This window comes from Vibrio sp. 5S239 (assembly GCF_041439575.1).
GTDB classification, from domain to species: domain Bacteria; phylum Pseudomonadota; class Gammaproteobacteria; order Enterobacterales; family Vibrionaceae; genus Vibrio; species Vibrio kanaloae.
The window spans coordinates 65,034-79,295 of sequence record NZ_JBGOOM010000001.1 but is presented as its reverse complement, the minus strand read 5'-3'; the positions used below and the strand labels follow the sequence as shown (position 1 = coordinate 79,295).

General features: G+C 45.2%; 12 protein-coding genes. 8 read left to right on the top strand and 4 right to left on the bottom strand.

Going from position 1 to position 14,262, the window contains the following annotated elements:
- Positions 1-174: 174 nt before the first annotated feature.
- From ACED48_RS00375 to rlmJ, 5 genes are all read left to right on the top strand, one after another.
- Complete coding sequence (locus tag ACED48_RS00375; protein WP_017057657.1) at positions 175-2,937, top strand: pitrilysin family protein; 2,763 nt, start codon at positions 175-177, stop codon at positions 2,935-2,937.
- A gap of 270 nt (positions 2,938-3,207) precedes the next feature.
- Complete coding sequence (locus ACED48_RS00370) at positions 3,208-3,690, top strand: hypothetical protein (protein WP_017057656.1); 483 nt, start codon at positions 3,208-3,210, stop codon at positions 3,688-3,690.
- A gap of 168 nt (positions 3,691-3,858) precedes the next feature.
- Positions 3,859-5,658: a protein translocase subunit SecD gene (secD, locus tag ACED48_RS00365; RefSeq protein ID WP_017057655.1), complete on the top strand. Its 1,800-nt coding sequence runs from the start codon at positions 3,859-3,861 to the stop codon at positions 5,656-5,658.
- A gap of 2 nt (positions 5,659-5,660) precedes the next feature.
- A complete protein-coding gene (gene secF, locus ACED48_RS00360) occupies positions 5,661-6,614 on the top strand; it encodes a protein translocase subunit SecF (RefSeq protein WP_017057654.1) in 954 nt (317 codons plus the stop codon).
- 198 nt (positions 6,615-6,812) lie between these two features.
- Positions 6,813-7,679: a 23S rRNA (adenine(2030)-N(6))-methyltransferase RlmJ gene (gene rlmJ / locus ACED48_RS00355; protein WP_017057653.1), complete on the top strand. Its 867-nt coding sequence runs from the start codon at positions 6,813-6,815 to the stop codon at positions 7,677-7,679.
- Positions 7,680-7,949: 270 nt separating this feature from the next.
- Here the strand turns inward: rlmJ and ACED48_RS00350 are convergent, their stop codons facing one another.
- The 4 genes from ACED48_RS00350 to ACED48_RS00335 form a co-directional block, all read right to left on the bottom strand.
- A complete protein-coding gene (locus ACED48_RS00350; protein ID WP_017057652.1) occupies positions 7,950-8,771 on the bottom strand; it encodes an HNH endonuclease signature motif containing protein in 822 nt (273 codons plus the stop codon).
- 200 nt (positions 8,772-8,971) lie between these two features.
- On the bottom strand, positions 8,972-10,060 hold the full coding sequence (locus tag ACED48_RS00345; RefSeq protein ID WP_017057651.1) for an alkene reductase: 1,089 nt from the start codon (positions 10,058-10,060) through the stop codon (positions 8,972-8,974).
- Between the two features lie 70 nt (positions 10,061-10,130).
- Positions 10,131-11,339 (bottom strand): MFS transporter, encoded by a 1,209-nt coding sequence (locus ACED48_RS00340; protein WP_017057650.1) that lies wholly within the window; start codon positions 11,337-11,339, stop codon positions 10,131-10,133.
- 80 nt (positions 11,340-11,419) lie between these two features.
- Entirely contained in the window at positions 11,420-12,103 is a 684-nt protein-coding gene (locus tag ACED48_RS00335; RefSeq protein WP_017057649.1) for an SDR family oxidoreductase, read from the bottom strand.
- A gap of 119 nt (positions 12,104-12,222) precedes the next feature.
- Between ACED48_RS00335 and ACED48_RS00330 the strand changes: the two genes are divergently transcribed.
- The 3 genes from ACED48_RS00330 (at position 12,223) to ACED48_RS00320 (ending at position 14,156) form a co-directional block, all read left to right on the top strand.
- Entirely contained in the window at positions 12,223-13,176 is a 954-nt protein-coding gene (locus ACED48_RS00330; RefSeq protein ID WP_017057648.1) for a LysR family transcriptional regulator, read from the top strand.
- A 90-nt stretch (positions 13,177-13,266) separates the two neighbouring features.
- Positions 13,267-13,659 carry a GFA family protein gene (locus ACED48_RS00325; protein WP_017057647.1) on the top strand — a complete coding sequence of 131 codons (393 nt, stop codon included), beginning with the start codon at positions 13,267-13,269 and terminating at the stop codon, positions 13,657-13,659.
- Positions 13,660-13,688: 29 nt separating this feature from the next.
- Positions 13,689-14,156: an OsmC family protein gene (locus ACED48_RS00320; protein WP_017057646.1), complete on the top strand. Its 468-nt coding sequence runs from the start codon at positions 13,689-13,691 to the stop codon at positions 14,154-14,156.
- The last annotated feature ends 106 nt before the right edge of the window (positions 14,157-14,262 follow it).

Sequence of the window (14,262 nt, the reverse complement as noted above, 5' to 3'; positions counted from 1 at the left end):
GAGCTTAATGACACCTTACCTTTTACTTACTCTTACTCATTCGTGTAATTTATAAATTAAACATTTTCATGCCAATATCGATTGCCTCTCAAATCTTAATTGTTTGATTTAATAAGAAATTATTACATTTTATCGATAGGATATATTGAAGAGAATTACTTCAGAGAGATCGTTATGAAAGCACACTATTTAGTCATCGTATTAAGTACCGCGTTGCTAGGTTGCAGCTCAACGCCTCAGCAGCAAACGTTATTGAAATCCGATCCATATTGGGTCACAGGTGAGTTAGATAACGGCTTAACCTACCACGTTTACCCTGACCGAGAACAACCCGTATCAGTACGCCTAATTGTTCACGCCGGATCTTTTCAAGAGAGCGAACAACAAAAAGGTTACGCCCATTTTGTTGAGCATATGGCGTTTAATGGCAGCAAAAATTTTTCAGGTAATGATGTAGTAGAACTATTTGAGCAATCTGGTGCTAGCTTTGGCGCTGACTTAAATGCTTATACTTCTTACCAAGAAACGCTCTATAAGTTGGATTTACCCGATAATAAAAATCTAGACAAAGCGCTGGCATGGTTTAGAGATATTGGTGATGGTTTACTGCTCTCCGAAACTGAGACCAAAAAAGAGAAAGGAGTAATACTTGGGGAGTTTCGACACTCGCGAGTTAAAGATAAGCCTCTTTCGTTTCAGTTCTATAATCATATGGTTGAGGGTACGAATTACCAAAGCCACGATCCCATGGGCAATAAAAAATCCGTTTCTAATGTGAGTGCCAAAGAATTAGAGAACTTTTATCAAACCTGGTATCAACCTCAACTAACCGAGGTGATTGTTTCAGGTGATATTACACTGGCAGAAGTGATTCCGTTGATCGAAAAAAGCTTCTCTAGTTGGCAAAGAGGCACGACACCTGTTCCCGTGAAGAAATTATCAACGAACTACAATACTCAAGATTTTGTGGCGTACGTCGCAGGGAGCGAGTCACCAAGTATCGGGATTGTCATTGATCGTGGGGAAAGAGTGACACACAGCCATGAGCAGCAACATCAACTTTGGTTAGACGAAATAGCTCAGCAACTTATCCAACAAAGATTGAATTCTGATTTTGTTGACGCTGCGCTACCAGTGCAATGGGTTGCTTCGATTCCTTACTTATTAGAGTACCAACGCTATTCTATTACAACGGTTGGCTTTCCTGCCGATAGTCGAGAGCAAAGTCAGCATCAGTTTATTTCTACTCTCGCTTCTTTACGTGATCATGGCGTGAGTGAGAATGAGTTTATGAGTGTAATACAGGCCTACCAAGCGAATCTTGATGACATTCAAGTGAACTGGGAAAAAATGGATGCAGTGGCTCATGCGAATGGTAAGTCGACGGCACTGGTGATTAACCAGACGGTTCAATCACAGCTTGATTATAAGTCGAGCTTGAAAACGTTTCTTGCTAATACGGATCTGAAAGCCGTAAATGATAATTTAGATGATTTACTTTCTAGCCCATATATTTTGGGACTAGGTTTATCGTCTAAAGAAGACTTGCAGGCAATGAATGACGAGCTAAAAGATGTCAGGAGAGCCTATAAGAAAACTGGCAACAAACCATTGCTCGTTACTGCAAGCTCTGCGTTTAGTGTGCCAGCGTCTCAAGGAAAAATTGTAAAGCAAGTTCAGGTGAGTGACGATCCTAATTTGAAGCAATGGACATTAAGCAACGGCATTGAAGTTTGGTACTTACGTAACTCTGAGGCGGGTAATAATGTTGGCGTGTACTATGCGAGTGAGGGTGGAAAAGCGGCGTTGGATCCTTCGCTGTTTCCTGCTGTAGAAATTGCGCTGCAAGCTTCGATTCGTAGTGGTGTTGGTAAATTTAGTGGTTCGGAGCTAACCGCTCACTTGAGACGCGAAGACATTGAAATCTATCCCTTCATCAACTTTACTCATCATGGCTTAGAAATAAGCGCCAAGAAAAAGACGCTTGCAGAAGGTTTAGCTGCGCTCCACACCATTGTAACTGAACCTAAAATAGACAGTGACCAGCTTGAGGCCGTGAAGTCTGAATTTGCTCAATCTCGTACCGCATATCTAGAAACACCTGTGGGGCAATTTATTCAGATGGTTAATCGCAATAGCTATCAAACAAGCAGCCGCCACATGATGCTTGAAAGTGACGATATTAAGGCTGTCACGTCACAAGATATACTTAACGTGCAGCATCAACTCTTTCAAAAATTGAGAGACAATACGTTAGTTATTGTTGCTGATATTAACCCCGCTGAAATCAAGCCTCTTGTGCGTCAATATGTTGCTTCATTGCCACTAGAAGCCGTTGTGTCTCCTGATTATAAGGTGGCTTATAGTACTGATTCGAAAGAACGAATGGATATATCCATCAATAATGAAGACAGCAGCCAGTATTTATTGCGTGTGATTTCCCAGCAAGCTCGGGATAAAACTGCAAAAGATGTGTTTATGGACGATATGCTTCAGCGTGTGTTGTCGAGTCGTCTAACGGCTTATGTTCGTGAAGAGTTAGGTTTGGATTATGCGCCTTATGTGTACTCGGTCGCACAAGACAGTGAGCCTAGTTATGACTGGCTAATCGGCTCTTTAACGGCTCCAGAAAACTCAGATAAAATTGAACAGGCGATTGATAAGGTCATTGTTGAAGCTGCAAAAGGGATTTCTGAAGATGAGACTCGAACGGCAGCTAAGCAGCTGGTGGCAGACCTCACTCCACTCCAAACTAAGCCGACTGAACAAGCTTGGTTTATTTCGCGTTACTTAATTCATGACTATGGTGTTGAAGCATTGTTTGATCTACAGAGAATGACGGATTCTATTTCTAGTAAAGACATGACGGAGTATGCGAAAGAGATTTTTGGCGATAACAGTTATAAATTGAAGAACTTGTTAAGACCACAAAGCTAAGCTAAATCGCTTTTCAGGTAAGTAACCTATCAGCCCTGAATCTGCGGGTTTGGAGCGAAGCCAGATGTTAAGTCATTTGGCTTTTTGTTTTCTCGCGACATAGGATGCGCAAACACAGCGCAATGAGGTGAACAATTGTCAGCGTAATGTCAAATGTCGGCGGTTGTGATTTCAAATCAATTGTAACTTTCATAGCTGTTCTATATTGTCACTGTTTCTACCATTCAGGATTGTTGTTCATTGCTTAAACTAGGTACCCGATTAGTCTTAATGTTGTTTTTACTGAGCTTTGGCTTAGTGAATTCTAACGGCTATTCGTTCCCTTCTAAGCCATTCCAAATATACTCAGCTCAAGAGCAATCTTCGCAGAATGAACAATCTTCCTCGATAAAACAGTGTAAACAAGCCACTACGGATAATCCGTCGGGTTATTTAGAGTGCGATAAGGTTCCGTTTGGCACCGTGCCTTCTGGTGACAGTTCCAACTATCACGACACCGAATCAAACCTTCAAGCAGCAAACTTCAGACGTATGCTCAGTAACGAGCAAGAAAGCGTGGCCGATCTTGAGCCTGCTTATCACCTACTGATCGACTTCTCTCCCCCTTCATTACTGGCTTCTCTGCTTTTCAACACACCGTTGTTGGATTCCAAGCAGCACTGGACCAGCATTGTGAGTTCTCCGTCCTCCCGGCTTTCTGGGTGGAAAGAGGGCAATATTCAATACTCGCATTTCCGAGAACTTCTTAGCTAATCGTTTGACCCCAAATTGGTCGTATCGATGGCCGCCTCGTGCCCGTTGAACTCGCCAATTAATCAAAATATAGCGACACACCATTTTTAACATTACTACTCAATCAGCTGGTTCTGGTTGAGGCTAGTCATCGTTCGTGTTCGCAAAACTTAGTTCAAAGAAGAGATCTTGACTGTGAAAAAACGCATTCCAAGAAAACAAATAAACCACTACTCAAAGTGGAAATACGTGGTACTTATCGCCACTATCATCATCATGGTTCTGAGTGCTCTACCTTCTTGGTATGGCGAGAACGCTTCGGTTCAAATAAGTAACCGTTCTGAGCAAACTATCGATGCTACTCAGGTAACTCAATACCTTGCGAGTGAAGGCATCCAAGCCAAATCAGCCTTTCAAAAAGACAAACGTTTAGTCGTTATTTTGGAAGACGCCGAGCAACAAGCGAAAGCCAAAGAAGTGCTTAATGAGCGCTTTCTCGACAACGCGACGGTTGCGCTTGCTATGGAGCCAGCAGCACCTAAATGGCTGACTGACATGGGCTTCGCGCCAATTCAGCTAGGCCTTGATTTACGTGGTGGTGTGCAGTTCTTATTAGAAGTGGATATGGAACCGGTTTACCACGCACAAGCGCAGTCTGTGGTCGATGAAATCACCAGCCAAGTGCGTTATGCACGCGGTAAAGTGGTGAACAACCAAGTTGAATTTAACTTCCGTACTGATGCCGATTTTGAGAAAGCACAAAAGCTGATTCGCGAAGAGTTCCCACAATGGCAACGTGACCGTTCAGATAAATCGCTAACGTTAACTCAGTCTGAAGAAGAGCAAAGAACGCTACGCAACCTAACGGTTCAACAAAACCTGCAAATCATGCGCAGCCGTATTGAAGAGCTAGGCATCACTGAGGCATCGATTCAACGCCAAGGTGAAAGCCGTATCCGTATCGAATTACCGGGTGTACAAGACCCTGCAGCTGCGAAAGACGTGATTGGTGCTACGGCTTCATTAGCGTTCTACTCTGTGTACGACAATGCAACGCGCAATACTCAAACTCTGAAAGATTCAGATGGCAATCGTGTCATTGTTGCTCGCGAAGCAGTGCTGAGCGGTGAACACATTATTGATGCACGCAGTGGCATTGGTGAGATGGGCAGTGCAGAAGTAAACATCACTCTGGATTCTGCGGGGGGTAAGAAAATGTCTGAGTTTTCTCGCCATAACATCGGAAAGCCAATGGCAACCGTTTACAGCGAATACAGCCGTGACAGAGCCGGTAACAGCGAAAAAACCAGTGAAGTGATCAGTGTTGCGAACATCCAATCTCAACTGGGTAGCCGCTTCAGAATCACAGGTGCAGGCAGCATGGCAGAAGCACAAGAGCTTGCTCTACTGTTACGTGCAGGTTCATTAACAGCGCCTGTTACCATCATTGAAGAGCGCACCATTGGCCCATCTCTGGGGGCTGAAAACGTAACGAATGGCTTTGCTGCTTTGGCTCTTGGCCTTGGTCTAACTCTCACGTTTATGGCGCTATGGTATCGCCGCCTTGGTTGGGTTGCGAACGCTGCATTGGTCGTTAACATGACCACTCTATTTGGTTTGATTGCAATGCTACCGGGTGCGGTATTAACCCTGCCAGGCATTGCGGGTTTGGTATTAACGGTCGGTATGGCGGTCGATACCAACGTGCTTATCTTTGAGCGTATTCGAGACAAGATGAAAGAAGGACGCAGCTTTGCGAGCTCCATCGACCGTGGCTTTGATAGCGCATTCTCTTCAATCTTCGATGCCAACGTCACCACCATGATTGTTGCCGTGGCTCTGTACACCATTGGTAATGGACCAATTCAAGGGTTCGCATTGACCTTAGGTTTGGGTCTTCTAACCAGTATGTTTACAGGCATTTTTGCGTCACGCGCGATCATCAATTTGGTTTGGGGGCGTGACCAACGCCACGATGTAAGGATTTAAGCATGAGTACTTCAAAAATGACTAACTCAAACAGCAATATTTCAGACCGCTATATTTCAGACAGCAATATGACTCGCCTTCGTAAGGTGATGTCTGCGATATCTATTGTGCTGTTCATGAGCTCTGTGATGCTGGTGGCGGTGAAAGGTTTTAACTGGGGCTTGGACTTCACAGGCGGTGTGGTTGCCGAGGTTCAGCTCTCTGATCAAGTAACCAAAGATGCGTTAAAAACAAAACTTGATACGGCTTTCCAACAAGACGTGCAAGTGGTTGGTATGGCAGAACAGGATCGCTGGACAATCCGTTACAGCCAATTGACGGATGCGGCACAGCCTAACCTAGTGGATGTTTTGTCATCGGTGAGCGACCAAGTACAAGTGCTTAACAGCAGTGTGGTTGGGCCTCAAGTGGGTCAAGACATGGTTGACCAAGGAGGCTTGGCGGTATTGGTGTGTTTCCTAATGATCATGTTGTACCTGAGTGTGCGATTTGAGTGGCGTTTGGCATTGGGTGCACTTGCTGCGATCATTTATGACGTGATGCTTATCTTGGGCTTATTCGCTTTTACTCAGTTCGAGTTCAACCTGACTGTGTTAGCGGCTGTGTTGGCGATTTTGGGTTACTCATTGAATGACTCGATCATCATTGCCGACCGTGTTCGTGAAATGCTACGAGGTAACCCTAACGGTGATACGGACAACCTGCTTAACGAATCGGTTAAAGCGACCTTCTCACGCACCATGGTGACATCAGGAACCACGTTGATCACCGTATCAGCGCTTTGGCTGCTTGGTGGCGCAGCACTGCAAGGTTTCGCGATTGCACTGGTTGTCGGTATTGTCAGCGGTACGTGGTCTTCCGTTTCCGTAGGCATCACACTGCCTAAGTTACTTGGCCTACAGCCTTGTCACTACCAAGTGAAACCACCAGTAGAAATTGAGGGTGAGTACCCTTAGGTTGTCGATTAGTTAACAGCACGAGTTAGTGAATCAGTTCAGTAAAGCCCTTCGTTGTAAAAAGACGAAGGGCTTTATTTTTTATAAGAGTCAAACAGTTAGTCAAAAGAGGCTAATTCAAAAAACAATAGATTGAGCAAGCAAGTCCTCAGGATATGAAGTATGTTTATATGACGCTAGTAGAGATGAGGCAAGGGAATGGAATATCGACATCAATGTCACGTAGGCGATCATGGGGATGCACTCAAGCATCCAGTCTTGAGTGCACTGGTTAAATCATTAATGCAGCAACACTCACGCCTCAATGTTATCGACACACACTCAGGTACCGGGTGTTATGACCTAACCACAGCGCCAAGCAATCACGCGGGCGAATTTGCCGAAGGGGTTGGGTATTTATGGCGAAACAAGGCTTATCTTCCAGAGTCGTTTACATCTTTTATGTCGGTGCTGGAATACTACAATCCGAATCAGATTCTCACGCTGTATCCTGGCTCTGCGGCCATCACCTATCAACAAGGCCGCAGCCAAGATAGCTTCTATTTTTCAGACATTCAGCAAGATGAAGCCGACCTATTACAAGTCAACATTGAGAAGCTGCAACGAGATCTTGATGTTTCAAGTAAGCTCACCATTACCGCGGGCGATGGCTTGGAAGCACTGCCTGATGACATAGCAAAACACGATAATCATCACCTGATTGTCATCGACCCACCCTATGAAACCGATTCTGAATACCTCGCGGTAATCGATGCCTTGGTTAAGGCGTATCAGCAGTCTGAGAAGGTATCAGCATTAATTTGGTATCCGCTTTACACGGATGATAAGAGCTCACTGATTCTGAACCACAGCGTGACAGCTGTGAAAGATGGCTTGCTACCAAGTCCGATTAAGTCGGAGCTTCGTCTTCGAGATCCCAAGGGTGATGATCGCCTGATCGGCAGTGGTTTGCTGTTATTCAATCCACCACAAGGCATCGCTGGAACGGTCGCAGATACGCTCGATTATTTACACAGCCAACTCGCAACCAATGGTGAAGGCTACTGGCAAATGAGAAGCTTATAGGTCTGATTTTTATGAGTTTTATGATGCTTCTCTAGACGTTACTCACTAAATCACTGTTATCTATGTGGTTTAAATTGACCAAACGCTAACTTTTATCGATTGATTAATTGCAGTGAATCATTTAAAAATAGAAGACCAATGCGCAAAGGTGCATAAAGGCTCATAAGTTAAATAATTAATCTTAAGATTAAACTCGATTGCGGTTTACCCCCTAAACTGCATTAGGCTCGCACTAGTCATGCGAGCCTTTCTTTTGCCTGTCGGAAATGTTTACAACAGTTTCTCTTCAATCTTTAGCGCTTTCTTGATGAGTTTTGCATTGAAATCTGCGGCTCCCACCGAGTAGTGTGCTTCTCGATGACAGGTCGGACAAAGTGCGATCACATTTTCAGGGCAATCAGCGCCGCCATCCGCTAACCGTGTCAGGTGATGTACTTCTAGGTAAGGACCTGACTTGGTCTCAAAAGGTGAGGGCACTCCACAACCTTCACAGATACCATTTGCCCTCTTTTTTGCGTAAAGCTTAATGGCTTCACTACGATACTTCACATGCGTGAGTTGTTCTTTAGGGTCAGCTTGAAGTGGTGTTGAAGCTAAGGCGATGTCTCGTAATTGCCTTAATGATTTACTTTTAGTTGGCTTCGTTAGGTATGAAGCTTTTGGTGTTTGAATGGTATTGCCGACACTTTGTGGGACGATATCTAAATGGAAAACTATTGCATCGCGAAGTTGGTCGTTCTTGTCGGGGCGTTGCTCAATGTGATGACAGATGTAGTTGCAAACTCCGACGAATCTAACAAAACCAGTTGAGACAGATTCAAACAAGAGAATGTCTTTAAGGTTGTTTTGGTGTTTAAAGATGGCCAAGTTTCCTTTAACCATTTTCATATCACCTTCTTGCCCTTCTCCTGTATATCGGAAAGTGCCGTCTGCACTAAAACCATCAGAGTAGCCAAATTCTTCACCAGCATCGCTAGTGAAGATAAATACATATGGGTGGGCTGCAGGCGTAGCTATACCACCATATTGCTGACCTTTGTAGCGACCGTGTATATCTGTGCGTCGATTGTAAACCTGTCCTACGTTGAACAATAGAGAGTCCTCGTTTCAATTCTAATTGTTATTGATATTTTTATAATTTAAATTTCATGTAAAGTTCAAATATAACAGCGGTTTAGGTCAAAATATGCAAGTGAATTTTTGAGTGTGAAAAGGTATCGGATCGGTCACGTTTCTAAAGAGGCAAGCCTGCAGGACTCATGCAGGCTTGGTGTTTATTTAATGTTTTACCACTACAACGCTGGGTAATCGATATAGCCCTTTTCGTTGCCGCCGAATAGAGTAGCGCCGTCGAGTTGTGCTAGCTCGCTGCCGTTTTGTAGGCGTGAAACGAGATCTGGGTTTGCCACGAACGGGCGACCAAATGCGACGAGGTCGGCGTAGCCTTTGCTTAGTACTTCTTCAGCGCGTTCTGGTGTGTAGCTGCCAGCAACGATGATGGTGTTAGAGAACAACTCTCTTAGTTCGACACGGAAGCTTTCAGGTATCACAGGCGCGTCATCCCAATCGGCTTCTGATAGGTGTAGATAAGCGATATTACGAGCTTGCAGTTCCTTTGACGCTTCTAAAATCGTTGGCACGATGTCTGGGCAGTTCATGTCTTTGAAGGTGATGAAGGGAGCTAAACGTACACCCACTTTGTCAGCACCAATCGCTTCAATTACCGCATCAACGACTTCAATTAGAAAGCGAAGTCGGTTCTCACGACTGCCACCGTAGTTGTCTGTGCGTTTGTTCGAATTAGTTCTTAGGAATTGATCGATGAGGTAGCCATTACCACCGTGGATTTCCACTCCGTTGAACCCTGCCTCGACTGCTTTTTTCGCTGAGTTAGCAAAATCTTGAACAACACGACTGATGTCTGCTTGGGTCATCTCTCTTGGTTGGATACAATCCACCATGTTGCCGTTACCATTTTCATCAGAGATCCAAACCTGAGTTTCTACCGGAGCCAGTGCTGAAGGTGCAATCGGCAACTCGCCTTTTTGAAAGGTAGGGTGAGACACTCGGCCCACGTGCCATAGTTGACAGAATATCGCGGCACCTTGTGCTTTAGCTGCTGTTGTTACTGATTTCCAACCTTCGATTTGTGCATCGGTATAAACGCCGGGCGTAAATGAGTAACCTTGAGAGTCATCTGAAATTTGTGTGGCTTCAGTGATGATTAAACCTGCACTGGCGCGTTGTTGGTAATAGGTTGCCATCATGTCGTTTGGCACGTTTCCAGGTTGGCTAGTACGAGCGCGTGTCATGGGTGCCATAACAACACGGTTTTGCAGCTCTAGGCCTTTCAGTTCTGATGTTTCGAATAATTTTTTCATGGTGTTTACCTTGTTGGAGTCATGTGGTCTTAAAGTTTTTGGTTTTGTCTAGTGCCAGTGGCAAGCGGAGTTACTTGTTTTCCGCAGGGCTAAAAATTGAGTTGCTCTGTGGTTTGTCAGCTCGGTTAGCTTTGGCGATTAGCAGCAAGCCAATCACGGGGACAACAACGGCTGCGAATGGAATCATGCCTGCGCCTAGTTGGCTGTCGATCACCATGCCGCCAAGGAAGCCACCAAAGGCATTAGCTAAGTTAAACGCTGAGATATTCGCGGTGGCTGCTAACTCTTGGCCTTCGCCACCGTGGTTCATTACTCGAAGTTGCATAGCAGGAACGTTCGCAAATGATGCAATACCAAAGACAAATGCCGCTGCAACGAATAGGATTTTGTTGTCTACCACAAGGCCAACCACCACCAATGACACAATCATTGCGACAGCCCAAAACATTGAAGCTTTGCCTAGGTTTTTATCTGAAGAGCGTCCGCCCAAAGTGTTGCCGATGATTAAGCCAATACCCACAATGACTAAGATCCAAGTTACTGATTCTTGACCGTAGCCCGTGATGTGCATGGCGATAGGCGCTAGGTAGCCGTAAAGCGTCATAAAGCCAGACCAAGCAAACGCGGTGATCGCTAAGCTGATCAGAAGCATTGGATTTTTGAACGCCAGAAGCTGAGTTTTGATGTCTTTCGCTTCACTGTGCCCCGTTGATTTGATTGAGATTAGAATAGAGATCATCGCAACTGTGCCAAGCGCCGCTACGGTAAAGAAGGTGGTGTGCCAACCGAATTGCAAGCTCACCCAAGTACCCGCGGGAACGCCAAGAACGTTAGCGAGCGTTAAGCCTGCGAACATTTGACCAACGGCGCGACCTGCCATTTTTTCCGACACTAAGTTGGTCGCAACAACCGCACCGATGCCATAGAAAGGGCCTTGCACTAAGCCAGCGATAACACGGCTCGCGAGTAGTAATGGGTAGCTTGGCGCTAGGGCAGACAAGACATTACCAATGATGAACAGCGCCATTAAGCCAATGAGTACCCTCTTCTTATTAAAGCGTGCAAGATAGATGGTTAAGATCGGCCCACCAATAACGATAGCTAACGCGTAAGCACTGATTAGATAGCCTGCTTGGCCTTCTGTTATCGAAAGGGATGTTGCAATTTGTGGAAGAATGCCGGCGATAACGAATTCAGCTGTGCCGATAGCAAAAGCCGCGAGTGTCAGTATCCAAACTTGGAATGGAATCTTTTCTTTATGGATGGCTTCTTGTTTCATGATGAGCTACCTATGTTGATTCTTGTTTGTTAGGGCGTTATATACAAGCCCTAACAATTGCATTTTGTGTCGTTAAGGGGTTAGCCGAGCAGAGCGCCGCCGTCGATGTCGATGATTGACCCAGTTACGTATGGGTTGTTAATCGCGAATAGGTAGCCCATTGCGATATCTTCAGCCTCTCCGACTTTGCCTGCTGGTAAGTTGTTTTTCGCGTTGTCGTACATGGTTGAACGAGCTGAGTCATCCATGTTTTTGTAGGCAGTTGTCATGGTTAGGCCAGGGCTGACGGCGTTGACTCGAATCGGTGATAGCTCTTTCGCCAGTATCTTAGTCACGCTTTCTAGTGCGGCGTTTATTGCCGTTTTTACGTAAGTGCCAGCGACCACTTTGCGCGATAGCATGCCCGTCGTGAGCGTGATCGAACCGTTAGGTTTCATGTAACGTGCTGCATGCTTAGCAACGTTTAGGCTGCCCCAAAACTTGGTATCGAATGCCGACTTTGCGTCGTCGATAGCAACGTCTGTCACTTTTCCAGCCGGAGCGGATGAGCCTGCCGTGACCACCAAGTGATCGAATGGACCAATTGATTCGAAGTATTCACAAATCGATTTTTCATTGCTGATATCAACACCAGTGTGACGGCTGGCAATGTGTACTGTGTTGTCTTCGTTTCTCAATTGCATTGCTAATGCTTTACCAATACCTGACGTGCCACCAATGATGACGAAGGTGTTTTTTTCTTGGTTTGCTAGTTCGTTGTTCATGTCTTGAATTCCTAAGTGTTCTGCTGATGGTTGTTATTATATTTATTCGACTAAATTTGATAATTGGCTAAAATATAAATTCATTATTCGGTTTAAATGAACAATAGGGCACGAATAGAATGGATAAGTTTTCAGACATGGCGATGTTCGTCAGTATTGTCAAACATCAAGGTTTGGCTGCTGCGGGGCGAGAGTTGGGTTTATCACCCGCGACCATGACAGCAAGGCTGCAGGCACTTGAAGAACGATATGGCGTGAAGTTGTTGAATCGAAGCACGCGACATGTGTCTTTGACTGACTCAGGCGAGCTGTATTACAAGGCATGTCTGGAGATATTAGATAATGTCAGCGAGGCTGAAAATCTGATTCAGAATGGTGTCAAAGAGGTTAAAGGCCCATTAAAGATCGCTGCGCCGAAAGACATCGGTAAGCAGTACATCCTGCCAATTTTGTCGGAATTTTGTCAGCAGTATCCAGATGTGATTCCTTACCTGTATTTGAACGATAACCTATCGAATATTGCGGAATCGGGCATGGATATCGTGATCCGTTATGGGGAGTTGGTCGACAGCAGTTTGATATCCAGACGTTTGTCGCCAAGCCGACGTGTGCTGTGTGCCTCGCCTGAATATCTTGCCAAGCATGGAACGCCGTTGACGCCACAAGATTTGGTCGAACACGATTGTTTAGCGATGCTGCGCAGCAATGAAGAACTCAAGACATGGCACTTCCAAGATCATGATATGAAGAAGTCGATTACCGTTGTACCAAAGCGATTCTCAGACGACGGTGAAGTGATTCGATATTGGGCATTAAAAGGCGAGGGCATTGCCCTTAAATCAGTGTTGGATGTGCAAGATGACATCAATAACCAGCGTCTTGTGACTCTGCTCAATGGCTACATGAAGAACTTTAACACCTCAACCTCTGTATCAAGCGCCGACTTGAATGTGGTGTACATCAGTAAGAAATATCAGCCGAAGCGTATCCGACTCTTCTTAGATTATCTTCTTGAGAATTTCAGTGGTTTGGTCGAGCGATCAGACAAAGAGTCGACGCTCACCTACGTATGACGGATCTCTCGAACTCAGCGCCAGCTTACGGACAGAGGTCATTGAACTGGTTATGATACCTGCAACATAAGGACGTGATTGGAGAGAAAAATGAAAGTCGTCGGAGATACGGTTATTCAACCTTTTCACAAGGCAACCTGCCATTGCGGTGCGGTTGAACTAGAGCTCAGCTTACCTAACGGGATAGAAAAACCACGCCGCTGTGATTGTTCTATCTGTCGTCGCAGGGGAGCGATTGTGGGCTCTGTTGCGCTGGATGGAATCAAGATCCTCAAAGGTGCAGAGCATCTCAAGCTTTATCAATTCAATACCAACACCGCAAAGCATTATTTCTGCTCAAACTGTGGTATCTATACCCATCATCAACGCCGCTCAAGCCCAAATGAATATGGCTTTAATATCGGTTGTTTGGAAGGGGTGAACCCTTTTGATATTGGTGATGTGGTCACCAACGACGGTGTCAATCACCCCGCTGATCGTTAATTTATTGAGCACTATAAAGGGAAGGGATTATGTCTGAATACGGAGCTGTCATTCGTTGGAAAAAAGCGGAAGATGAAGCCTTTAGCGACAATCAATACAGCCGTGGGCATACATGGGAGTTCGATGGTGGTGTTATTGTACCTGCTTCCTCTTCGCCTCATGTGGTGCCATTGCCACTTTCGGTGGCTGAGAATGTTGATCCAGAAGAAGCCTATATTGCAGCACTTTCTAGCTGTCATATGCTGACGTTTTTGGGCATCGCGGCTAAACAGAAGTATGTGATCGGCTCTTATGTGGACGATGCAGTCGGTGTGCTTGAAGAAGATGAATCAGGTCGTTTGTCCGTTACAAAGGTGACTTTGCGACCTGAGATTGTGTTTTTAGGAACTAAACAACCAACGGCCAAACAGATCGAAAAGCTGCACTATTTGGCACATAAAAACTGTTTTATTGCGAACTCGGTAAAAACGGACATTGTGGTAGAAACTAAAGCGTAAACAACACACATTAACATAGAACAACCGCGAGTCTATTTGGCGCATGACTGGCGGTTTTTTTGTGTCTGTGTAATCCTACTCATGGTTTTATTGAGTTGTGATTGAA

What these genes read in the sequence shown, in the direction of transcription:
- ACED48_RS00340 (WP_017057650.1), bottom strand. Translation starts at nt 11,339, where the DNA reads ATGAAACAAGAAGCCATCCATAAAGAAAAGATTCCATTCCAAGTTTGG.
- rlmJ (WP_017057653.1), top strand. Translation starts at nt 6,813, where the DNA reads ATGGAATATCGACATCAATGTCACGTAGGCGATCATGGGGATGCACTC.
- ACED48_RS00335 (WP_017057649.1), bottom strand. Translation starts at nt 12,103, where the DNA reads ATGAACAACGAACTAGCAAACCAAGAAAAAAACACCTTCGTCATCATT.
- ACED48_RS00370 (WP_017057656.1), top strand. Translation starts at nt 3,208, where the DNA reads ATGTTGTTTTTACTGAGCTTTGGCTTAGTGAATTCTAACGGCTATTCG.
- ACED48_RS00320 (WP_017057646.1), top strand. Translation starts at nt 13,689, where the DNA reads ATGTCTGAATACGGAGCTGTCATTCGTTGGAAAAAAGCGGAAGATGAA.
- ACED48_RS00325 (WP_017057647.1), top strand. Translation starts at nt 13,267, where the DNA reads ATGAAAGTCGTCGGAGATACGGTTATTCAACCTTTTCACAAGGCAACC.
- secF (WP_017057654.1), top strand. Translation starts at nt 5,661, where the DNA reads ATGAGTACTTCAAAAATGACTAACTCAAACAGCAATATTTCAGACCGC.
- ACED48_RS00345 (WP_017057651.1), bottom strand. Translation starts at nt 10,060, where the DNA reads ATGAAAAAATTATTCGAAACATCAGAACTGAAAGGCCTAGAGCTGCAA.
- ACED48_RS00375 (WP_017057657.1), top strand. Translation starts at nt 175, where the DNA reads ATGAAAGCACACTATTTAGTCATCGTATTAAGTACCGCGTTGCTAGGT.
- ACED48_RS00330 (WP_017057648.1), top strand. Translation starts at nt 12,223, where the DNA reads ATGGATAAGTTTTCAGACATGGCGATGTTCGTCAGTATTGTCAAACAT.